The sequence below is a fragment of the Pseudoalteromonas sp. bablab_jr011 genome (assembly GCF_016464045.1).
GTDB lineage: Bacteria > Pseudomonadota > Gammaproteobacteria > Enterobacterales > Alteromonadaceae > Pseudoalteromonas > Pseudoalteromonas lipolytica.
The window spans coordinates 1-21,874 of sequence record NZ_JACDWU010000228.1; the positions used below are offsets into that span (position 1 = coordinate 1).

General features: G+C 43.0%; 15 protein-coding genes. 9 read left to right on the plus strand and 6 right to left on the minus strand.

The window, feature by feature from the left end; genetic code table 11:
• Window positions 1-104 precede the first annotated feature (104 nt).
• Window positions 105-4,127, minus strand: a complete 4,023-nt coding sequence (locus JIG41_RS13625) for a retention module-containing protein (RefSeq protein ID WP_199524936.1) — start codon at window positions 4,125-4,127, stop codon at window positions 105-107.
• A 245-nt stretch (window positions 4,128-4,372) separates the two neighbouring features.
• Between JIG41_RS13625 and JIG41_RS13630 the strand changes: the two genes are divergently transcribed.
• The 4 genes from JIG41_RS13630 to JIG41_RS13645 are packed head-to-tail and all read left to right on the plus strand — an operon-like array spanning window position 4,373 to window position 10,584.
• On the plus strand, window positions 4,373-6,376 hold the full coding sequence (locus JIG41_RS13630; RefSeq protein WP_227006835.1) for a TolC family outer membrane protein: 2,004 nt from the start codon (window positions 4,373-4,375) through the stop codon (window positions 6,374-6,376).
• A gap of 29 nt (window positions 6,377-6,405) precedes the next feature.
• Window positions 6,406-8,544, plus strand: coding sequence for a type I secretion system permease/ATPase (locus tag JIG41_RS13635; RefSeq protein WP_199524937.1), 2,139 nt, complete (start codon window positions 6,406-6,408; stop codon window positions 8,542-8,544).
• Window positions 8,541-9,962 carry an HlyD family type I secretion periplasmic adaptor subunit gene (locus JIG41_RS13640; RefSeq protein ID WP_199524938.1) on the plus strand — a complete coding sequence of 474 codons (1,422 nt, stop codon included), beginning with the start codon at window positions 8,541-8,543 and terminating at the stop codon, window positions 9,960-9,962. Before JIG41_RS13635 ends, JIG41_RS13640 begins: the two co-directional genes overlap by 4 nt.
• Window positions 9,963-9,996: 34 nt before the next feature.
• Window positions 9,997-10,584 carry a response regulator transcription factor gene (locus JIG41_RS13645; RefSeq protein ID WP_036970232.1) on the plus strand — a complete coding sequence of 196 codons (588 nt, stop codon included), beginning with the start codon at window positions 9,997-9,999 and terminating at the stop codon, window positions 10,582-10,584.
• Here JIG41_RS13645 and JIG41_RS13650 read toward each other — a convergent pair.
• The 3 genes from JIG41_RS13650 to JIG41_RS13660 all read right to left on the minus strand — a co-directional run bounded on the left by JIG41_RS13650 (window position 10,581) and on the right by JIG41_RS13660 (window position 13,828).
• Entirely contained in the window at window positions 10,581-12,548 is a 1,968-nt protein-coding gene (locus tag JIG41_RS13650) for a LapD/MoxY N-terminal periplasmic domain-containing protein (RefSeq protein WP_199524939.1), read from the minus strand. The two genes, JIG41_RS13645 and JIG41_RS13650, sit on opposite strands and share 4 nt — an antisense overlap.
• Window positions 12,542-13,249, minus strand: coding sequence for a transglutaminase-like cysteine peptidase (locus tag JIG41_RS13655; RefSeq protein ID WP_199524940.1), 708 nt, complete (start codon window positions 13,247-13,249; stop codon window positions 12,542-12,544). The genes JIG41_RS13650 and JIG41_RS13655 overlap by 7 nt, the downstream gene beginning before the upstream one ends.
• Before the next feature lie 120 nt (window positions 13,250-13,369).
• Entirely contained in the window at window positions 13,370-13,828 is a 459-nt protein-coding gene (locus tag JIG41_RS13660) for an LPP20 family lipoprotein (protein ID WP_036970235.1), read from the minus strand.
• Between the two features lie 112 nt (window positions 13,829-13,940).
• Here JIG41_RS13660 and JIG41_RS13665 point away from each other — a divergent pair, with 112 nt between their 5' ends.
• On the plus strand, window positions 13,941-15,131 hold the full coding sequence (locus tag JIG41_RS13665; RefSeq protein ID WP_036970238.1) for a flagella assembly protein FlgT: 1,191 nt from the start codon (window positions 13,941-13,943) through the stop codon (window positions 15,129-15,131).
• Here the strand turns inward: JIG41_RS13665 and JIG41_RS13670 are convergent.
• On the minus strand, window positions 15,114-16,013 hold the full coding sequence (locus tag JIG41_RS13670; RefSeq protein ID WP_036971689.1) for a LysR substrate-binding domain-containing protein: 900 nt from the start codon (window positions 16,011-16,013) through the stop codon (window positions 15,114-15,116). The two genes, JIG41_RS13665 and JIG41_RS13670, sit on opposite strands and share 18 nt — an antisense overlap.
• Before the next feature lie 130 nt (window positions 16,014-16,143).
• Between JIG41_RS13670 and JIG41_RS13675 the strand changes: the two genes are divergently transcribed.
• The gene (locus JIG41_RS13675) at window positions 16,144-16,872 is read left to right on the plus strand and encodes a glutathione peroxidase (protein ID WP_036970241.1); all 729 of its coding nucleotides are present in this window, start codon (window positions 16,144-16,146) and stop codon (window positions 16,870-16,872) included.
• 318 nt (window positions 16,873-17,190) lie between these two features.
• Window positions 17,191-18,624: a sodium:proton antiporter NhaD gene (gene nhaD, locus JIG41_RS13680; RefSeq protein ID WP_036970244.1), complete on the plus strand. Its 1,434-nt coding sequence runs from the start codon at window positions 17,191-17,193 to the stop codon at window positions 18,622-18,624.
• Between the two features lie 35 nt (window positions 18,625-18,659).
• On the opposite strand, the gene JIG41_RS13685 is transcribed toward nhaD, so the two are convergent.
• Window positions 18,660-19,667, minus strand: coding sequence for an AraC family transcriptional regulator (locus JIG41_RS13685; RefSeq protein ID WP_199524941.1), 1,008 nt, complete (start codon window positions 19,665-19,667; stop codon window positions 18,660-18,662).
• 137 nt (window positions 19,668-19,804) lie between these two features.
• Here JIG41_RS13685 and JIG41_RS13690 point away from each other — a divergent pair, with 137 nt between their 5' ends.
• Together JIG41_RS13690 and JIG41_RS13695 are read left to right on the plus strand one after the other, a co-directional pair.
• Window positions 19,805-20,869 (plus strand): zinc-binding dehydrogenase, encoded by a 1,065-nt coding sequence (locus tag JIG41_RS13690; RefSeq protein WP_065978391.1) that lies wholly within the window; start codon window positions 19,805-19,807, stop codon window positions 20,867-20,869.
• A 435-nt stretch (window positions 20,870-21,304) separates the two neighbouring features.
• Entirely contained in the window at window positions 21,305-21,775 is a 471-nt protein-coding gene (locus JIG41_RS13695) for a restriction endonuclease (RefSeq protein WP_199524942.1), read from the plus strand.
• Window positions 21,776-21,874: the final 99 nt, after the last annotated feature.

Consider the following 21,874-nt stretch of genomic DNA (forward strand, 5'->3'; position numbering starts at 1 on the left):
ATATATGTCAGTACCTTTGCTTTTCAGCAAGCTTGTGACGCATCATTACTGTGATATGAGATACATGATAATAAAATAAAGGCATCAATTTTGATGTTTATACATTAGCTCGTCTTGACTTCAAGGGAGCGTCCATATATTATATCATTTGTCTCACCGACAGCGTCTATTAAAATAGTCAGTGATGAACTATCGATTAGACCTGTTTCAGTGTCAGAGGCTTGGTTGCCTGCATCATCTGCCACCGAGGCTGTTACGGTATACTCACCTTCAGCAAGGCTTGTAGGCACATCTGCACTAAAGCCACCATTACTGTTGGTTACCGCTGTAAATGTTTGACTATTGCCGTTGGAGTCAGTGACCACGAGCGTGACTGTTGTTCCAGCATTAACACCTTGTACCGTACCTGTAATGGTCGGGGTGTTGTCGGCACTGCTCCCTAAGGGGTCAAGATCAATAATTGGCGCGGTTAAGTCGATATTACCCGTTGCGGTATCAAGCGCTTGATTACCAGCTTCGTCTGCCACTGAAGCAGTTACCGTGTATTCCCCCTCTGCTAGGCCGTTTGGTACATCCGCACTAAAGCCACCTGCGCTGTTGGTTAAGGCCGTGAACGTTTGGCTATTGCCATTAGAGTCAGTGACCACAAGCGTGACGGTTGTACCCGCATTAACGCCTTGCACCGTCCCCGTGATAGTCGGGGTGTTGTCTGCACTGCTTCCAAGGGAATCAAGAGCAATAATAGGAGCCGTTAAATCAATAACGCCTGTTGCTGTATCAAGTGCTTGATTACCCGCAGGGTCACTCACCGTGGCGGTGATTGTAAACTCACCTTCTGCTAAGACCTGATTTGCACCGACTTGCCACGTGTTGTCAGCATTTACAACCGCAGTTAAGACCTGTTGATTGCCATTGCTATCAACAAGCGTAATAGTGACTAAAGTGCCTGGCTCAACGCCCGAAACAACACCCGATATAACGGGTGTAACATCATTTGAATCCGTAAATTCCTCTATCGCAATGCTCGGAGCGGTTAAATCAATAACACCTGTTTCAGTATCTTCAGCACTATTACCCGCTTTGTCCTGTGTTTGTGCAACAACCGTAAATTCACCTTCTGCTAATTCATCAGTGACTGTAACTGACCAGCTACCATCGGCATTAGTAATTGTTGTGAATGTTTGTGTACTGCCTGCACTGTCTGTCACACTTACCGTGACTGTCGTTGCTGCATCAAGTCCTTGCGTCGTGCCTGATATTGTCGGCGTTGTGTCGTTACTATCAGCCATTGTATCAATGTTGATAATAGGCGCGGTCAAATCGATAGTACCTGTTGCAGTAGCGGTGCTGGTATTCCCGGCTTCATCACTGACACTTGCTGTGACAGTGTAATCGCCTTCGGCTAATTCGCTGGCAACATCGACCTGCCAGTTACCTTGCGCATCGGTTGTAGCTGTTAGTGTTTGCGTTACTCCATTGCTGTCTGTCACAAGCAATGAAATGGTAGTACCCGCGGGTACATCAAGTACTGACCCTGAAATTGTTGGCGTTGTGTCATTGGTATCATTAAGGGGATCAATGAAAATAGTTGGATCGGTTAAGTCAATTTCACCAATTTCACTGGCTGTGGCCGTGTTACCCACCTCATCCGTAACGGTTGCCGTGACGGTAAATTGGCCTTCGACCAGAGGAATGGTGGCCTCTACAGACCAATCACCATTTGCATCAGTAATAACCTGTATTGTTTCTGTCGCGCCATCACTGCCTATAAAGGTCACAGTGACCACTGCGCCTGGGGCAACATCTTGGGTCGAACCCGATACACTGGGGGTTGTGTCATTGGTATCAATAATAAAGTTAATACTGACTGTTAAGTCAACATTACCGATTGCAGTAGCTTGCGCTTCGTTACCTTGTGGGTCTAGCACGGTTGCTACAACCGTAAAATCCCCCTCAGGAAGAGGTTGAGTCATTTGAATAGACCAACTTCCGTCAGCTTGTGTAATTGCTAATAAATTAAATACGCTACCATCACTTGCTGTAACAGACAGCATGATAGTTGTGCCCGGCGCAACTCCCTCAGTTTGACCACTTAGTAATGGCGTGGTGTCGTTGCTATCTGCAATAGAATCGATCGTGATTGAAATAGGCGAAAACGCCACTGTCCCAGAAGTATTAGCCGTCGCAGAATTTCCTGCCGGATCTGATACTGTTGCAATCGCAGTAAAACCGCCTTCCGGTAATGCTGTGCTCGCCTCCACACTATAGCTGCCATCAGCTAACACAAACGCTGTAAGCGATTGCGATTGGCCATCACTACCCACAACTTGAATAGTCACTTGTGTGCCTTCTGGCACCCCCTCTACACGACCAACAAACACAGGCGTGGTGTCATTCGTATTGGCAATGGCAGTTAAGGTGATGTCTGGTGCCGTTAAGTCAATCACCCCTGTTGCGCTATCCTGTGCTTGGTTTCCTGCCAAGTCGCTGACAGTTGCAGTCACCTCAAACGACCCTTCAGCCAGTTCACTTGGAACATCGAGAGTCCAATTACCATTAGCATCGGTGAGGGCGGTTAAAGTCTGTACTTGGCCATTTATATCGGTTACCACAACCGTCACAACGCTACCTTCAACCACACCGACTACATTACCGGTTATGGTTGGCGTGGTGTCTTGCGTATCATCAATTGGGGTAATATTTATTATCGGGGCGGTTACATCAATAATACCAGTGGTGCTTGCTTGTGCTTCGTTACCCGCTGCGTCTAAAACAGTGGCTGTCACGGTAAACTCGCCTTCAACCAACGCAACTGGCACATCAATTGTCCAGCTACCGTCGTCAGCAACAATCGCTATCACGGTTTGAATAGCGCCATCAGCTGCAGTAATCACCACCGTGATCTCACTGCCAACAGTCACCCCACTCACATTGCCTGAAATCGTGGGGGTTGTGTCATTAGTTTCACCAATTGGGTCTATGTTTATCACCGGTGCCGTTAAATCAACGAGTCCATTTTCTGTATCGGTGCCTTCGTTACCTGCCGCATCTACAGCCGAAGCCAATACGGTATATAAACCTTCAGCAAGCGCTTCAGTGGTAATACTCCAATTACCTTGCTCATCAACTTGGGTGACAAATGTTTGTACTTGCCCTGCGCTGTCTGTCACCGTAATTGTGACATCATCACCTGCGCTAATGCCTGATACAGAGCCATTAATCACCACCGTTTGTGACGCAGAGTCGGGCAATTCATTAATGGTAACAACAGGCGCGATGGTATCGATATTCGCACCAATCGTGTCACTAACAGGGTCGCCATCTGGGTCAATAGCAACCACTTCAATCACAATAGGGCCGTCAGGCAGTGGATCCAAAGGTGGAGTCGTAAAGGTACCATCGGGTTGAACAACAACCGTAACCACTTGGTTATTACCATTCACATCGGTGACAGTCACAGTGACTGTTTCACCAACAAGATTTTCAGTGGTTCCTGTGATCACAGGTTGAGAGTTATTTATAACACCTGGGTCATCAATACTAACCGTTGCCGTTAAGGTGTCTGTTGGGACAACACCATCGGTTGTATCACGCGGCGAAAAAATACCACTGCTATCGCTATTAAAACTATCATCAAATGCGAGACTTGAAGGGTCAATGCCCTCTGCAATACGTGCTAATTCTACAAATGAAGTACCGCCACCTGAGGTCGCTCCCCCTGTACCACCAGCGGCAGTGGCTTCTAAGCTATCGAAAATATCGCCCCCGCCTTCAAGCGCATCTAAAAAGTCGCTTATGTCACCACCTTGTTGCGGGTCTGGGGTTGCTTGATTTGGTTGATTCAAGCTTGCAATGGCGTCGTCAATACTGTCATCAAACACCGTATTTTCAGAGCTATCTTTGACCTCTTTTGCGAGTAGGTCCGGCGTAATGGTGACCTTTTTATTAGCAGGAATAGATAAAGACTCACCTTGCACGTCAATTAACAATGTTGACTTATCCGCAGTGATAACGGTATCACCCACAGTGATAACATCACCCACACTCAGTGCTTTAATTGACCCATCGGCTTGAATAATACCGGCAGAGCCTTGTACATCAATAACTAATAATTGGTTCGCATCCATTTGCTATTCCTCAACATATTTAAATTGCACGCGTATAACGTAAATCTAGTAGAGAAACAGCACTTAGTTACTGGACTATGGTACAGGTTTTACATAAAGCTAATACTATAGAACTAAAGTGCGGGTACACGAAAAATGTGATCAAACACCCGCAAAATAATACAAAAGAAGTATTTGCAGTATCTAAATTTGTTGACTAAAACTAACTTAGCGTGAATTAAATTTAGTCGATAAAAGAGGATGATATGACTATTAGCGAAAAGTTCACTACCAAGAAACTCTCTGTATTTTTCACTTTATTATTTGCTGCAAACGGCAGCTTTTTTAATGCTAATGCAGAACAAGTTTCAGTGATGCCGCTAAATTATGTGGCAGATAAAGCAATTTCAACCAACCCTGAAGTGCAACAAGCTTGGCATGCATTTAAAGCATCTATGCATGGTATTGATGCGGCACGTTCTGGCTATTTACCCACAGTGGATGTGTCGGCCAGTGCTGGGTACGAAAAGCGCAATTACGGTATTGAAGAAGAATATAACCGTAACACTGCCGAATTAACGCTCGGGCAAATGCTTTACGATGGTTTCAGAACCTCAAATAACGTAAAACGTTTTGAACGAATCCAATTAATACGTTATTTCGAATTATTAGATCAAGCCGAAAAAACAGCACTCGCTGCAAGTATCGCTTATTTAGACGTACAAAAGTTTACCGAGCTTGTTGAACTTGCTGAAATTAACCTTAAAGAACATGAATCGGTTTATCAGCAGATTGAACAAAGTGTGGGAGCTGGCGTTGCGCGTGCTGCTGATCTTGAACAAATTAGTGGTCGTCTGTCATTAGCGCAGTCAAACGTGATGACAGAATATGAAAACTTGCATGATGTCAGTGCACGCTATTTGCGTATTATTGGCGAGCTTCCGACTCAAGGTACGGTAAAGGCAAAGTTGAGTGATGACGCAATCCCCATCACAATAAATCAAGCCCTTGATATCGCCTATAAAAACAGCCCAAATTTTTATGCATCGCTTTACAATATCGAAGCACAAAAAGCCAATGCAGACTCGCAAAAATCGGCCTTTCATCCGAATGTTGATTTATCAGCACGCTACGGCATGCAAGACCGAGACGAGTTAGGGTTAAACGAAACCCGCTCTGAGGCACGTGTTGGTATTGATGTGAGATACAACCTCTATAACGGCGGACTCGATAGCGCAAATCTAGACCAAGCCTATCAAGAAGTGAACGTTGCTAAATATCAACGCGATCAAACATGTATAGAAATAAGGCAGAACTTACAAATCGCCTACAACAGTGTACAAGTTCTACAAAGTAAAATACCTTCGCTCGCTAACCATAAAGAATCGTCGCAAAAAGTTAAATACGCCTACAAAGACCAATTCGATATTGGTCAGCGCACATTGCTCGATGTACTTGATGCAGAGAATGAATCATTTCAATCTAATCGCTCTTACACTGCAGCCCTTTACGATAGACAAGCAGCCATACTAACGATGCTGGCCGAAATGGGGAAATTACTTGAAACCCTCAATGTAAAATCAGATAAATTTCCTGCAATCAGTGAGCTAACCGACGATCCTATCGCACTCAGTGCTGACAGTATTTGTCCTAAATTTGATGTTGCAGCGACCCTGAGTCGACAAGCCTTTTTACAAAAAAAGAAGCAACAAGATAACGCGTATATGAGTGTTACAGCCATGCCGAGTTATCTCACCATTCCAACAACACCCGCAAGCACCTTCGTTGACGATGACAACGACGGCGTCGCTAACGAAAATGATGATTGCCCATCAACTCCTGCTTTTACGGAGGTCGATGAAAGAGGCTGTACAAAGTACCGTAGCAACACTAGCAATGTCGAAATAGGTATTCCCTTTCTCGCCGACTCTAGTGTTGTACGCCCTGAATATATGCAAGAAATTGCAAGACTGGCAGACTTCTTAAAAGAACACCCCAGTAAAAATGTCGAAATCCAAGGCCATGCTTCATTAGAAGGCCCTGCTCTTTACAATAAAAAACTGTCAGAAAAACGTGCTTTTTCGGTCGCTGAAATACTCATTCAACAATACGGTATCTCACCAACAAGAGTGAAGTCATTAGGCTATGGAATTGATCAGCCAAGAATAAATGAGATTTCTGTTCGCGCAAACGCAGCAAATCGTCGCATTGAAGCGGTAATAACCGAAAAAGGTAATCGCCCACCCGCCATGAAAGACGGCTGGTCTTAAACTTTAGGTTTATTAATAATGGACATTTTATGCAAGAGAACGATGTACTCGACCACGGCGGCAGTCTTGTAGACTGCCTAGAAATTTTATGCCGCTATCATGATCGAGAGTTTTCTCGTGAAACACTGCTTAGTGGGCTTCCCCTTGAGGATGGCTTATTAACGCCATCGGGTTTCTCGCGAGCAGCAAAACGTATTGGTTTTAAAACCAAGGTTGTGCGCAAAGCACTTTGCGACTTAAACGTTGCTTTGTTACCCGCCGTATTAATTTTGCAAGGGAATGAGGCTTGCGTCATTACAAAACTCGACACTCAAAATGATAAAGTCGAAGTGATCTACCCCGAGATGCCAGACTCTGCTGTGACATTAAGCCTTGAAGAGCTTTATAAAACCAGTACATCAATGATCATTTATGCACAACCCGAGTTTGCCTTTGATGCGCGCTCCCCCGTACTGCAAAAACTGTCGAAAGACGGCTGGTTTTGGGGTGTCATTAAAGAGTGTCGAAGCTTATACAAAGATGTCATTATTTCTGCCATTGCTTTGGGCATTCTTTCCATTGCAATGCCATTGTTTGTCATGAATGTTTATGACCGCGTTGTGCCTAACCATGCCACTGAAACGTTATGGGTGCTTGCCACAGGCGTACTAATTGCCCTTACCGCAGACTTTATTCTCAGACTCGTGCGCAGTTATTTTGTAGAGCTGGCAGCCAGTCGTATTGATGTCAAAGTGTCGGCAGTGATCATGGAACGCGTGTTGGGTATGAAGTTAAAAAACCGTCCTGCGTCAGCAGGCTCGTTTGCCAGTAATATTCAATCATTTGAGGCAGTGCGCAGCTTTTTTAGCTCCATTACTTTAATTGCCCTTGTCGATTTACCTTTCGTACTGCTTTACCTCACAGTCATCGCGATTATTGGCGTTGAATTAAGTTTACCTATTATCGTTGGGGCACTGCTATTAATGAGTTACGCGCTGGCTGCCCATCGAAAACTCGAGAGCCTCTCAGAACAAACCATGAAAGCAAGCTCTATGCGCAATGCTGTTTTGGTTGAAAGCTTAACAAACATTGAAGATGTCAAAAGCTTTCACAGTGAATGTAAAACCCAGTCAAACTGGGAAAAATCAACGATTTTTATAGCCCGAGTCAATGCCCAAAGTCGCTTAATATCATCTTCTATAGCCAATGCTGGCTCGTGGGTTCAGCAATGTGTTGGTGTGGTGATTATGTTAATAGGTGTACACCTAATTATCGAAGGTGATTTAACCCAAGGGGGGCTAATTGCCGCTTACTTATTGTCGTCACGTACTATGGCTCCTATTAGTCAATCTGCGGCTGTACTCGCGCAATTTCATCATGCCGCAATTGCAATGCACTCGTTAAATGAAATCATGGAAAAAGACGTTGAGCGCCCCACAGGCAAACATTGGTTAAGTCATCCAGTGTTGCTTGGCGACATAGAATTTAACGACGTACGCTTTAAATATACCGATGAAAGCAACGAAGCGCTCAGTGGGGTTAGCTTTAAAATAAAAGCCGGTGAAAAAGTAGCTATTTTAGGGCGCAATGGCTCAGGGAAAAGCACCATAGAAAAACTAATTTTAGGTTTGTATGAGCCAACGGCGGGCACTATTTCAATTGATAATAACGACATCCACCAAATAGACCCCGCAGAGCTTAGGCACAACATTGGGTATGTACCCCAAACCATTTCATTATTTTTTGGTTCGTTAAAAGACAACATCACCCTCAGTGCGTGGCACGCTAAAGATGAGCAAATACTTTCGGCATGCCAGCAAAGTCAGTTATTTGAACTTATAAACTCTCACCCCGATGGGTTCGACATGCAAGTTGGTGAGCAAGGCCGATTACTCTCTGGGGGTCAACGTCAGGCGGTTGGTATTGCCCGAGCACTGTTAAATAACCCGCCAATACTGTTGATGGATGAACCAACTTCGGCGCTTGATCACAACAGCGAAACTAAGATCATTAATAACATCAAACGCAGTTGCCAAGAAAAAACCTTAATCGTTGTAACTCACAGAACCTCGTTACTCGAACTGGTCGACCGTGTCATTGTGATCGATAACGGTAAAGTGGTTGCCGATGGTCCGAAATCTCAAGTGTTATCAGCGTTAAATCATCAAACAGTAGGAAAAGTATCATGAGCGATAATAACCTACCTATTGAACAGCGCTCGTTTGAGCGCTTAAACAAAGCACTTGAAAAACAAAAAACAAAACGCCCTTCGCTCTTTTCAAAGTTATTTTCAGGTTGGTTATCACCCCCAACCAGTCAAGACTGGGTAGTAGATGCTCAATGGGAAAAAATGCAGCAGCAACCTGCTAGCGCCAAAGTACTGCTTTATATTATTTGTTTCAGCCTGTTAGCCTTAATTATGTGGGCCGCATTTGCGCACCTCGACGAAGTAGCACGGGGCGAAGGACGCGTTATCCCGTCGCATAAACTACAGGTCGTGCAGTCTTATGATGGCGGCATGATTGAGCAAATCTATGTCAGAGAAGGCCAAATAGTTAACGAAGGCGATGTATTAATAAAGATAGATCCAACACGCTTTATTTCTTCATTTAGAGAAAACCAAGCAAAAATACTGTCGTTAACAGCAAAGGTAGAGCGCCTTAAAGCGTTAACCCAAAAAAGACCTCTCGCGTTTGATCCAGAAATTATAGAAAAAGCCCCTGAGGCAATCGCCCATGAACAAGCCATGTTTGAGAGCAGTAATCAAGAACTCGAACAGCAAGTTACTATACACAAGCGGCAATTAGAGCAACGCCGTCAAGATTATGCCGAAGCAAAAGCAGCACTTCAGCAACACACTAACTCGTTAAGTTTGGCCAATCGTGAGTTGTCTGTCACACGCCCATTATTACGCTCTGGTGCTGTTTCTGATATTGATATTATTCGCCTAGAGCGCCAAATAGTAGAGCACACAGGCGAAATAAACAGAACCAAAGCCGCCATAAACCGCACCATGTCAGCCATTAACGAAGCTAAAAACAAAGTGACCGAAGTTGAGCTTGCCATGATCAACCGCTGGAGCAACGAGTTATCAGAAGCTTTGCTTCGTCTTGATGCTGTAAAAGAAACCGAATCAGGGCTTGCCGACAAAGTAACACAAACCGAAATTCGCTCCCCCGTGAATGGCACGGTTCAACGTTTACTGGTTAATACCGTCGGGGGCATTTTACAACCGGGCAGTGATGCTCTTGAAATTATTCCACTTGATGATCAGCTCGTTGTCGAAGCAAAAATTTTACCGAAAGACATCGCTTTTTTACGTCCAGGCCAAACTGCGATGATCAAATTCAGTGCCTATGACTTTGCTATTTATGGCGGCTTAGAAGCCGAAGTAACACATATCAGTGCTGATACCGTCACCGATGAAAGAGATAATACGTTTTACATTGTGCAGTTAAAAACGAACCGCAATCATTTTTCAGAAAACCTGACCATTATTCCGGGCATGACCACTCAGGTAGATATAATAACCGGCAAAAAAACCGTACTAGAATACCTTTTCAAACCCATTTTACGTGCAACGTCTTTAGCGATGACCGAAAGGTAAGACGAGATAATTACAGCATTTTTACGGAGTATTCATGCGCCGCAGTATTTTTATTACACAAGATAAATTGCAATCGCCTCATTGGCAAAGTGCGTTTCCAGATTGTGCCGTTCATACCTCGTCACCCAAGCAATTAATTGCAGACACATTAATTTGGTTGTTAGCCGATGGACCTGAGTGGCCGTCTCTCGTTGAGAAGTACAGCGCACAACGCATACCCGTTATCGTGATGACCACACAACTTGATATAGCCCAACTGTGTCAAGCACTTCAACTTGGTGCACGTGGTTACATAGAGGCATTTGCGAGTAAGGTGATTATCGAGCAAGTAGCAGAAACCGTGTGTTCAGGCGGTATTTGGTTACCGGGGCAGTTACTGTCGAATCTGGTCGGTGTTTTGTCAAATCAACCTATTAGCTACCAACATCAATGCGATTTGAGCTGTTTAACTAAACGTGAAAAACAAGTTGTTGATCACGTTGTCACTGGCGCAACCAATAAACAGGTTGCGCAAACCTTACATATTACAGAGCGGACTGTAAAAGAGCACATGAGCTCTATTTTTAATAAATTAAAAGTACGCGATCGTATGCAATTAATGTTGGCCGTAAAAGGCCATTAACCGATACTTTCCTCAATTGCGACTAAGCCATCAAATCCTAAACTGTGCAGTATGGCTTGGTCACTCGGGTTTTTAACTCCCTCTGCAACCACTTTAATACCTAAAGAATGAGCTAAAGAGCATACGCCACGTAAGAACGTTTGGTTGTCTTCACTAAAACTAATATTGTGGCAATATACCGTGTCAATTTTAATCATCTCAAGGCCAAGTTCTTGTATTTTAGTGAGCTTAGTAAACTCAGCCCCCACTCTTTTCAGCGCAACTTTGGCGCCAATACAGTGTACTTGCGAACAAAAGCTTCTAAACAAACTAAACTCTTTCACTGCAAAACCCGCTCTTACCTCAAAACATAAGCGTTTAGCTAAATTCGGGTAAGCAGAAAGCCCTGTTAAAATAGAGGCCACTGCCATGTCATCTCGCAAAGTATCGGCGCTCAGCTCTATGGCAAGTATTGATTCATCCTCACTATCACCATATTCAAGGATCATCAGTTTCATTAAACTCCAATCAAGCCTTGCTAATAAGTGCAAGCGATGTGCCCATTGGTAGTAAAATCCAAAGCGGTATTTTTCACCGTTTAACAGTAAACTCAATGAAATTTGCTGCTGGAGTAACGAGCCACTAAAGCTGCTGACCGGGTATAAGGCAATTTCAAGTTGATTCTCTTTAAGTGCAGTTTCGATTGTTGTGCGCCATTGGTCGGCATCAATATGCTCTTGATGGACCGGCACATTGTCGTTAATGCATGCATTACATCCTGGCTGGGCAATAGCAATTTTTAATAGCTGATCAACGCGTGTTAGTAACTCTCCTCGAGTATCATCGGCTTTAATAAGGCTACAGCTATGAGACACCCCAAGCTCAACTTGAGCAAACTCTGCCACTAACTGTTTGTGTATATTTAGCACATTATCGCTGAGTGTTTTTAGCTCGCTGACATCACTAAATAACACTAAAAAATCGACATGCGACATACGTGCAATTTGGCTCTCACGAAAACTGTCTTCATTTGATTCTAAAAACACCACTAACGACTCTGAAAAACGGCGTAAAAATGACACCATTTCAACCCGTCCCACTTGGTCAGATAATGCATCAAGATTAATCACTCTAAACAGAAATAAAGCACCGTGTGCTTGTGAGTTTTGTAAAAAGGTATCGAGCGTTGCATTAAAATACTCACGATTAGCAAGCCCCGTTAAATCGTCGTGCTGACTTTTAAAGCGCATTTCTTCTAGGCGTCGGCGGTCTTCTTTGACTGTGCGACTAAAGCGAGATGATAATTGGTTCATTGACGTGACAAGCTTGGCAAATTCGTAGGTTCTTGGCACTTTTGATTTAATAAAGCGCTTTTCACCCAGCGCCACCGCTTGTTTCATTACATCGCTCAATGGGCTTAATATTTTTGATAAGAAATAAGCACCAGCAATACATGCAGACACCGCAACCGCTAAAAAGCTATAAAATAAATTTACGGCGCTCTGCCACAGTGCATCTTGCGTATATTCGCTGTGGCTTTCGACATATAACGTACCAAATTGTTGCCAGCCATCGCTAACTTGTGCGATGCCCGGCGCCACATTTAACGAATATAAATGACGAAACCAACGGGGTGCATTTAGGGTTAGCTCACCACGGTAAATGCGTTTTATTATGGTGTCGCCTTGGGGGTCTTTGAGCTCAATACGATGGTAGTACCCAGTATCAAAAGTAGCCGAAATAAGTAACTCTATTTCCACCGGATCTTTATTCATTTGACTCAGCATTAATGCCAACGAGTTAGCATTATCGACATTTTTCATTCTAAGCTCAGTGGTAAAGTATTCTTTTGCCGAGCTGGTACTAATCAGCAAACTACTTACAAAACCAATAATGATCACCGTTAAAATGGCAATCCACAATTCCTGTTTTAAGGTAATGGTTTTATTTCTTTTGCGTTTTAACACTTTAAATACGCTCACCATTTAACTCCTTCTTTACGCGTTTGCTCTAAAATATGACGCCAACGCGATAGTCTCGCGGTTGGATCTGCCACACTTTGCGTCGAATTATTTGCCCAAAGGCCTTTACTATTAAAACTAAAAACGGTACTAAGATCTGTGCGTTTGGCTGCAGGCAGCACCTTAACAATCAAACTGTCTAAAATAAGGGGTTGGGCATTAGGCTGAGTAAAATAACCGAGCACCATATGCGCTTGGGTTTGCCGAGTACCGGGGAGTTGGGCTTTAACATAAATAAGCCTAAGTTTGTCGTCACTGATACCCAGCGCACGTAAACTCACATACTTGGCAATCGCATAATCTTCACAATCCCCCAACCCTTTGCCCATGGTCTCGAGAGGGGTCGCCCAATAGTCGTTTTGCTTCCAAAGTTCTATATCAGTTTGATAACGAAGTGTGCGGGCAAAAAAGTCATTCACAACTAAAATTTGCTGCTGCTCGGGTAAGCCTGCAGCATGTTGCAGCATGCCCTGCCACTGTCTGGCGACAGTCACTCGGTTAGCACCATAACGCTGTTGCATTTGTTGGATAAAGGTTGAAAACTCAATCACCAAACGCTCAGCAAGCGCGACGCTTGTTAAGCATAAAACCAAAAAAAAGAGGATCGAAAAAAAGCGATAGCGCCAAGCAAAGCGGCATGCACTCACAATGCCTTTACTGAGCATAGGCCATGCCAAAGAACAGAACAGCTTGGTTTAAGTAACGTGTTATCACCAGTATGCTTTTATTAAAACCGACAGTCTTAAAAGCATAGCACCCAAGCTGCAACTATGAGAATTTAACGGTTAATAATAAGTCACTTTTTTTACTTCACGCGGCTTAATTTCACCAATATATAGGTCGTGAACGCGTTTCATATCTAGCTGTAATTCGGTTGCATACGTATCGCCTACAGCGTAGCTTTTGATCACCTGAGCGCCTTTGATCACCCCTTGCACTTGGCTTTGCAATTGATCGTTGTGTGCAACACTATTTTGCACCGTGGTGCCGGCGGAAATTTTTTGCCCATAAACTTGCTCAGCCAGCTCTCGGTAGGCTTCAAGCTTAGAGGCTTTAATTGCAAGCAGCGCTCGTTGCGATTCACTGCCGCCTGGCTGCGCACTAATAGGCGCGTAACCCACCGCTTTTAGTATTGGGTAGTCATCTGGTTCAATGTAAGTATACTCAACATGCTTATCAAAAATACTGCTACAGCCCGTTAATGCTGCGCAGGTAACAAGCCCAATAAATAGAAGTGCTCGCATAATTTGCTTCCGCTTAAAACTCATTTGTCACAAATATGCACGTTTAATGCCACTTCTGGTACATTCCTTGCTCGTTTAGGCTAATCAATAGTTATCGGTGCTAGGTGTCAGCATGAAACGTAAAATTATAGCCAGTTTACAAGGTATCGGATTAGCCTTCACAATTGTGTTTTCAAACAATAGCTTAGCTCAATGGTTTGAGTCTACAGGGCATGCCGTAGTGAAAAATGGCGACACGAGTCAGGCAAAATCAGCCGCCATTAAAGATGCGATCACCCAAGCATTGGTGTTTTCAGGAGCCCGTGTAACGTCTGTTCAAACCCTTGTTGACGGGGTTTTGACACAAGATCAGTTGAAGATCAGCAGTCATGGCGAGATCCAAAAAATAGAGTTAATCAGCGAAGACCGTCATAACGACACCTATGCCATTACACTTCGCTTAGATATATTCCCTCAAGCCGAAGAATGCCCTGCAAATCAATACACTAAGTTTATCGCGGTTACACAAAGCCAATTAGTAAATCGTGAACAGGCAAGAATGGGCCAAATTTTTGACGTTAATAAAGCGATCAGTGAGCAACTGTATGCCAGTTTAAGTAATACGCAAATGGCAGCCAAGCCAACAGCCTATTACAACGTGCCTCTTAGAGTTGATCACTTTTTTACCCAACAATACGATTACAGTAATGCCCTACTTGAAGAAATAACCAGTCGCAGTAATTCGCAATACGTGTTGCTTAGCCGTATTCGCGACCTGTCGGTTAATCAAAAGCTCAACAACGACTATGCATTTTGGCAGGACGACAGCTTTAAACGTGCTTACAAAGTCGATTATGTTTTATTTGATGGCACAACCTATGAAAAACTGTGGGAGAAAAGCTATCAAGCAGAAGGGGTCTGGCCGTACAAAAAAACCGATATCATCGATGTTTACAGCGATAGATTTTGGGCAACCGATTATGGCCGTGCAATCAGTGATGTAAACCAAACTCTGACCTACGACTTGCAAGCAGCCATGGCGTGTTTGCCCACTCAAGGCAAGATCTTACATATTGAAAACGACACGCTCATTATTAACTTGGGCAAAGCTCATGGCCTGCAACAAGGCCAAATTTTAAATATTGCGCATCACAACTACATTACAGATGCACAAGGAAATAAGCTGCCACACAAAATTACCACTTTAAACCAAGTGAAAGTAACACAGCTGTATCAGCAGTCAGCGGTTGCTACCAGTATCGATAAACAACCTTTGCCCGCGATTCAAATTAACGACATTATAGAACTAGCGGGCGCTGAGTAAGCGTTCGTGTAAGCCCTTATGAGCATTTAGCCATGCGGCTAATTGCTCTACCCCAGCGATATGTGGGTAATGTTTTCGAGTTGCAATCACAATTTGACGCTGCTGATTAGGCGCAATAGACACATAGTTAATACCCGCTCTAGGTGAACACGCCAATTTTGGCACAAAGGTCACGCCATCATCCATTGCCACCAGCGCAAGCAAGGTTTCTAAACTGTTTCCTTTATATTGATTAGACACTTCAACCCCTGCCGAAAAGCAAAACTGCTCAGCTTGCTCTTTAAAACAGTGCCCTTCATTAAGCATCAGTAACTCGCCGCCATTTAACTGTTTTAATGCAACCTCATTATGGCTTGCCAGCGCGTGCTGTTCAGATACCGCAAGTAAAAAGTCTTCTTTGTACAAAGCCGATTTGTGATAACTCTCTAAGTCTGGCACATCAGCGACAATCGCAATGTCTATTTCGCCCTTGTCGAGGGCGCTTAATATTTGTGCTGTTTGCATTTCTATAAACGAAAACTGCGTTTTAGCGAATGCATGCTTCATTGAGGTCAGCAAAGTAGGTAATAAATAAGGCGCTATGGTAGGAATAATACCCACATTAACTTTACCTTGAAGGGGGTCATGTGAACTCGCGGCCAGTTCTTTTAACACTTGAGTTTGCTCAAGTATTACAATAATTTGGTCAACTAGCCGCTGCCCTTGCGCTGTTATAGTAACGTGCTTGGTTGAGCGGTCAAAAATAGTCACGCCAAGCGCTTCTTCAAGCTTTTTTATTTGCCCACTTAACGTAGGCTGGCTGACATAACATGCATCGGCCGCTTTACGAAAGTGCTGAAATTGGGCAACGGCTTTAACATATTCAAAGTCTTTTAAATTCATATCCGTCTCAAAATGATTAAGCATTATTACTGATTGGTATTACCTATCGTATCAATACAAACAAACGATTGGAACTATTAAGAGCAAACCGTCACAATAGTACTCAACAAATCAAGAGGAATTAAAAACAATGTTAAACAATATCGAAGGTCAAAAAGTACCAAACGTTACATTTGCAACACGTGTAGGTGAGCAATGGCAGTCAATCACCACTGACGACATTTTTAAAGGTAAAACCGTGGTGTTATTTGCCTTACCAGGTGCGTTTACACCCACTTGCTCATCAACTCACTTGCCTCGCTATAACGAGCTTGCAGCCGTATTTAAGAAAAATGGGGTAGATGACATCGTATGTATTTCGGTAAACGATACATTTGTAATGAACGCATGGGCACAAAACCAAGAAGCACAAAATATTACCCTGCTTCCAGATGGTAATGGCGAATTTACTGACGGCATGGGTATGTTAGTAGATAAAAACGACTTAGGTTTTGGTAAACGTAGCTGGCGCTATTCAATGCTTGTTAAAGATGGCGTGATTGAAAAAATGTTTATTGAGCCACAAAAGCCAGGTGACCCATTTGAAGTCTCTGATGCTGATACCATGCTTGATTACATCAACCCAGCGCAAGTTAAACCAGAGCCTGTGAGCATTATTACTAAACCTAATTGCCCATTTTGTATAAAAGCAAAAGCATTGCTAGACAGCAAAGGCCTTGTGTACGAAGAAATTGTATTGGGGCAACATGCGTCACTTACTAGCTTAAAAGCCTTGTCTGGTCGTGAAACTGTACCACAAGTATTTATTGGTGGTCAGCACATTGGCGGCTCAGACGACTTAGAAAAACATTTTGCATAAGCAACGCAAAACTTCCTTTAAGGGCTACTTTGTAGCCCTTTTGTATTTACGCTATTTAATCGTTATAAACCGCGCTGAATAAACCTTAAATAAAACCTTTAACGATTCTGCCCATTAGAAATCGCGGCCTATTTACCTTACGAACTTTTCCCCTGCTATTTTTAGCGCCTTCATACCTAAACATTACTCATATTTATATTGGATATACCTACATTTTTATTACTTCTTTGTTACAAAAAGTACAAAAAAAATCTAAAATAGCCACCGCTTCACACAGTAAACACCGTCGACTCTAAATATGACTAAATGGAACACACAATGAACAAACTGATACTAGGACTCCTGCTCTCCTTGGTAGGATTCAGTAGCCAAGCTTACGCTGAAACAACAGCCGCTATTGACCTACTTAACCACCCCGTCGGCATTATCTGTGTCGCTATTTTTATTTTTGCCTATGTACTCGTTATTCTTGAAGAAAAAATCCATTTACGAAAATCAAAACCGGTTCTTGTCGCTGCCGGTATTATTTGGACCTTAATTGCGTGGCAATACAGCGCCCAAAACATGTCGGACTTAAGCACCAATGCATTTCGTCATGCGTTGCTTGAGTTCTCTGAGTTAATGCTCTTTTTACTGGTCGCGATGACGTACATTAACGCGCTTGAAGAGCGCCGCCTATTTGACGGCCTACGTAGCTGGTTAGTCGCACGCGGTTTTAGTTATAAACAATTATTTTGGATCAGTGGCGTACTCGCTTTTTGTATTTCGCCTGTGGCAGATAACTTAACCACCGCGTTGCTGCTATGTGCCGTGGTAATGAAAGTAGCAACCGATGATAACCGCTTTATTGCTATGTCGTGCGTTAATATTGTTATTGCTGCCAATGCGGGCGGTGCATTTAGCCCATTTGGTGACATAACCACACTTATGGTCTGGCAGGCTGATGTTGTTGCCTTTTCTGAGTTCTTCGTTTTATTTTTACCCGCGTTAGTCAGCTATATTATTCCTGCTTTAGTGATGTCTTTCTTTATTAACAATAAACACCCACAAACAGCCGATGAAGATGTGGAACTAAAACGCGGTGCTATCCGTATTTTATGCCTATTTTTACTTACCATTCTTACGGCTGTGGTACTTAAAACAGCGTTTGGTTTACCCCCTGTTGTAGGTATGATGATGGGGCTTGGTTACTTACAATTCTTTGGTTATTTCTTACGTGTAACCCTACCGGGTTCACTGGCAAGAAAACGTGCTATGGCAGAGCGTGAAGGTGATAAACAACGTTTAGAGCGCTTAGGAAATGTGGTGCCATTTGATGTATTTAGCCGCGTATCTCGCGCAGAATGGGATACCCTACTGTTCTTCTATGGCATTGTAATTTGTGTGGGTGGTTTAGGGTTTATCGGATACTTAAGCTTATTGTCTGATTTGCTTTATAACAACTGGTCAGCAACAGGTGCAAATATAATCTTAGGTTTAATGTCGGCTGTGGTAGATAACATTCCTGTGATGTTTGCAGTACTGCAAATGATGCCAGATATGTCTCATGGTCAATGGCTATTAATTACCCTCACCGCTGGCATTGGCGGCAGTCTATTGTCAATTGGTTCGGCTGCGGGTGTGGCTCTTATGGGGCAAGCGCGTGGTATATACACCTTTAATAGCCATTTAAAATGGACACCGGTTATTTTGCTCGGCTATTTTGCAGGGGTGGTCACACATTTATACCTTAATACAGGTTATTTTAACTAACTCAGAAATACGCCCTCGGTAAAGGCGCCGAGGGCTTACTTCTTTATTTGCCTTTTAAAAGCACGAGGCGACAGCCCGAACCAATTTTTAAAACTGCGACTAAAAACCGAGAATTCTGCATAACCAAGGTTCAATGCCAAGGTGGTCATCGACATATTACTCATTTCGAGGGTACGTAACGTAATTGATTTTCGTGTTTCATTTAACACTTCCCGAAAGCTTGTTCCGGCTTCTTTGAGCGATCGCTCTAACTTTTTAGGGTGCATACCAAGGTTTAAAGCCACGCTATCTTTATTGCATTCACCTGTCGGTAATAACATTGTAATGCTGTGCTTAACTAAATCGCTAATAGGTAGCACTACAAATGCACTGTTTAGTTGAAATTGCTGATTAATAATGTCGGTAATTAAATTATCTGGACGAATTGGTTTTTTCATCAAAATATGCGATGAAAACAATAAGGCATTATTTTGAGCCTGTGGCACAACTTCACATTGAAACATCTTACGGAGTATTTTTTGCTGTTCGTGGCTAATAGCCTGCTGTAAACAAATACACTGAAGCTCAAAATCAGCCCCCGCCATATCACGTAAAATACGGTAAATAAGCGCAATGCTTAATTGCACGACTAGTGTGCTGCGGCTTAACTCGTTTATCACTAAACTTATTTGCAACTCGCATTGTTTTGCCGTCAAATGTGTTAGCGCTAACTGCGCGCCTTGCACATGCATAAATGAATATTTACGTGCAATACTCAAGGCTGTCGCAATATTTTCTTGCTGCGCCATATGTGCGCCAATTAATCCTAACGCGCGGATCCCTTGGCGTAATCCCAACTTAAAACCAAATAAAGGGTCGGCCAGCTGCAGTGCCGTTAGCTCTAATAAGTGCGATACTTTTTCGTATACAATCATGTTATCAGCGTCACGCAAGTGGCTAGGTAAAAAACCCGCTTGTTTTAATAAGCTAATAGGGTTTGCACCCAGCTCATTCACCAACTCTTGATACCCAGCTAACGAACCTGCACGTACACAATAGTCCATGTTAATGCTCTTATTGCTTTGTTATGTCGCAATTTATCATGTTTTTGTCGTAAAAAGTCAAGATATACCCTGCCAGTTTACTTAGTGTAGATAGCACACAAGGTGAAAACCTTTCCCGTTCAATTGAGGATACACATATGAGCCAAATGAATTCGGTCGCTATGCAAAATGGCCAACTACATGTAAAACAAATAGCCATTCCAACACCTGGGCCTGGACAAGTACTTGTAAAAAGTCTTGCGTGTGGAATTTGCGGATCAGACATTCATATTACTCGCCATACGAGCGATGTATTTGATATTTATAAGAACCTTGGCATCATGGATAAAAGCGCAGGGAACGATCAAGAAGTATTACTCGGCCACGAATATGCCGCTGAAATTGTTAGCTATGGTCCAGATACAAAAGGCGAGCTTGCTGCGGGCACACGCGTAACATCGGTGCCTATTTTAATGTCGGCAGGCGGTGCTGGAGTTGGAGTAACACCCGGTATATATGGTGCTTATTCAGAGTACTTTATTGTTGATGAAGCGCTATTATTACCTATTCCTGATGGCGTGCCGTCAGAAGCCGCCGCCATTACCGAGCCTCTTGCTGTGGGCTTGCATGCCGTTAATCGCGCAAACATGAATAAAGATGATGTCGCCGTTGTCGTAGGTTGCGGACCTATTGGTCTTGCCGCTATTGCCGCTCTAAAACTGCAAGGCGTAAAACATATTGTTGCCTCTGACCCGCAAGAGAGTAAAAAACAAATCGCCCTTGAGTTTGGTGCAACACACTACGTAAACCCCATGACCGATGACGAAGTCACAACAGCGGCCACACTCGCAGGCGATCACAAGGTAGTAATTTTTGAATGTGCAGGTGTAAGCCGCCTACTAAACGACTATATTTTGCGTGCGCCAGCCAAAGCAAAAATTATTGTAACAGGCATTCATACCGCACCACTCGAAGTGAACTTTGCGTATGCAACCGTAAAAGAGCTCGACCTTATTTTCTCTTATTACTATCAACCTGAAGAGTTCGCGCAATCACTTGAGAATATCGCCTCAGGCAAAATAGCGTGGCAAAAAATGCGCACCGGCAAAGTCGGCATCGACGGTGTACAAGGCGCATTCGACACCTTATTTAAACCAAACGACCACATTAAAATTATCATCGAACCATGGCGCACAGGTGCATTAGAAAAGGTAACAGATTAGTCATCACAATGACTAAAACGGGGGTTATTCGGGTTGATATGCAACTTGGTAGCCCCTAAAACCAGCAAACAGATATTCTAAAAAACCGATAAGTAAAAACCTTATTACCCGCTTTTACCCATGGCAGTTAGAAAAACCTAACTCAATCACTTTAGCTACCAAGTCATATTCAAATCATTGTTTTGATGCTTTTCAGAAGACCTAAAGCTATAAAACGAGCTATAGGTAGTTCAAACCCCAAACTCAACTTCAATAATAACCTTTAGCTACCCACTTGCCAGAATGGCAAGAAAGCTCTTACTTGGAGTTCTGTAAATAACTGTACTAATTAATTATAATTTATGTAGTAAAACAAGTTTAAAACATTGAGCCTAATTGACTTAATGTGTTTCATGTGCAAAAAATCATAAAAGTTACTAATAAAGGAAAGAGTTAATGCATGATTATAAGTTTCACACATTAAGCCCTAGAGATTTTGAATATCTCTCAAATGATTTAGTAGGCGCCAAGCTAAAGGTGGATGTGAGAAGCTTTGCGACAGGAAGAGATAAAGGAATTGATGGTTGGCTTATTGATAAAAATCAATTAACTGTAGTTCAGTCTAAGCACTGGGAAAACACTAAAAACTCAGTATTGATCTCTAGACTAAGAAATGATGAACTACCAAAAATAAAAAAGCTAAAACCTAAGCGTTATATCTTATCTGTTTCAAATGATTTAACGGTTGATCAAGTAAAACAACTAATAAATGATTTTAAACCATATTTGAAAGAGGATGATTTACTTGATAGGGGCAAGATAAACAAATTAATTTCTGAAAACCCTTCCATAGAAGCAAACCACTATAAACTTTGGTTTAGTAGTGGCCTTGTTGATCAAATGCAGCTCTCTAATAAACTCACTTAACTTACTGATATTTAGGCAGACCAAGGGTGTTGATCTTATTTAGCGCCTTCACTTTGATCATCGCTTCAACCAGTTGGCGATTGTAATCACGCGCATTTA